Below are 1884 nucleotides of genomic sequence, written 5' to 3' on the forward strand. Positions count from 1 at the left end.
AAAACACCTTTGGTGTTGTAAGGTTAAGCCTCTCGGGTCATTAGTACTGGTTAGCTCAATGCATCGCTGCACTTACACACCCAGCCTATCAACGTCTTAGTCTTAAACGTCCCTTCAGGTGGCTTAAAGCCACAGGGAAGACTCATCTCGAGGCAAGTTTCGCGCTTAGATGCTTTCAGCGCTTATCTTTTCCGCATTTAGCTACCGGGCAATGCCATTGGCATGACAACCCGAACACCAGTGATGCGTCCACTCCGGTCCTCTCGTACTAGGAGCAGCCCCTCTCAATCTTCCAACGCCCACGGCAGATAGGGACCGAACTGTCTCACGACGTTCTAAACCCAGCTCGCGTACCACTTTAAATGGCGAACAGCCATACCCTTGGGACCTACTTCAGCCCCAGGATGTGATGAGCCGACATCGAGGTGCCAAACACCGCCGTCGATATGAACTCTTGGGCGGTATCAGCCTGTTATCCCCGGAGTACCTTTTATCCGTTGAGCGATGGCCCTTCCATTCAGAACCACCGGATCACTATGACCTACTTTCGTACCTGCTCGAGCCGTCACTCTCGCAGTCAAGCTAGCTTATGCCATTGCACTAACCTCACGATGTCCGACCGTGATTAGCTAACCTTCGTGCTCCTCCGTTACTCTTTAGGAGGAGACCGCCCCAGTCAAACTACCCACCAGACACTGTCCTCACCCCAGATTATGGGGCCGAGTTAGAACATCAAACATTAAAGGGTGGTATTTCAAGGTTGGCTCCACGCAGACTGGCGTCCACGCTTCAAAGCCTCCCACCTATCCTACACATCAAGGCTCAATGTTCAGTGTCAAGCTATAGTAAAGGTTCACGGGGTCTTTCCGTCTTGCCGCGGGTACACTGCATCTTCACAGCGAGTTCAATTTCACTGAGTCTCGGGTGGAGACAGCCTGGCCATCATTACGCCATTCGTGCAGGTCGGAACTTACCCGACAAGGAATTTCGCTACCTTAGGACCGTTATAGTTACGGCCGCCGTTTACCGGGGCTTCGATCAAGAGCTTCTCCTTACGGATAACCCCATCAATTAACCTTCCGGCACCGGGCAGGCGTCACACCGTATACGTCCACTTTCGTGTTTGCACAGTGCTGTGTTTTTATTAAACAGTTGCAGCCAGCTGGTATCTTCGACTGGCTTCAGCTCCGGGAGCAAGTCCCTTCACCTACGCGCCAGCGTGCCTTCTCCCGAAGTTACGGCACCATTTTGCCTAGTTCCTTCACCCGAGTTCTCTCAAGCGCCTGAGTATTCTCTACCTGACCACCTGTGTCGGTTTGGGGTACGATTTCGTGTTACCTGGAGCTTAGAGGCTTTTCCTGGAAGCTTGGCATCAACTACTTCACCACCGTAGTGGCTCGTTATCACGCCTCAGGGTTAAAGTAATCCGGATTTACCAGGACTACACCCCTACACGCTTGAACCGGGACAACCGTCGCCCGGCTAGCCTAGCCTTCTCCGTCCCCCCTTCGCAGTAACACCAAGTGCTGGAATATTAACCAGCTTCCCATCGACTACGCTTTTCAGCCTCGCCTTAGGGGTCGACTCACCCTGCCCCGATTAACGTTGGACAGGAACCCTTGGTCTTCCGGCGTGCGGGTTTTTCACCCGCATTATCGTTACTTATGTCAGCATTCGCACTTCTGATACCTCCAGCAAACCTCACAGTTCACCTTCGACGGCTTACAGAACGCTCCCCTACCCAACAACGCATAAGCGTCGCTGCCGCAGCTTCGGTGCATGGTTTAGCCCCGTTACATCTTCCGCGCAGGCCGACTCGACCAGTGAGCTATTACGCTTTCTTTAAATGATGGCTGCTTCTAAGCCAACATCCTGGCTGTCTAT

General features: G+C 52.9%; 1 rRNA gene (only partly in view). It reads right to left on the minus strand.

The annotated features are described in order from the left end of the window. Positions 1 to 19 precede the first annotated feature (19 nt). Positions 20 to 1884 (minus strand): 23S ribosomal RNA (locus EDF78_RS25440); it runs 1142 nt beyond the window's last position.

Source organism: Rahnella sp. BIGb0236, from assembly GCF_004364755.1.
GTDB classification, from domain to species: Bacteria; Pseudomonadota; Gammaproteobacteria; order Enterobacterales; family Enterobacteriaceae; genus Rahnella; species Rahnella victoriana.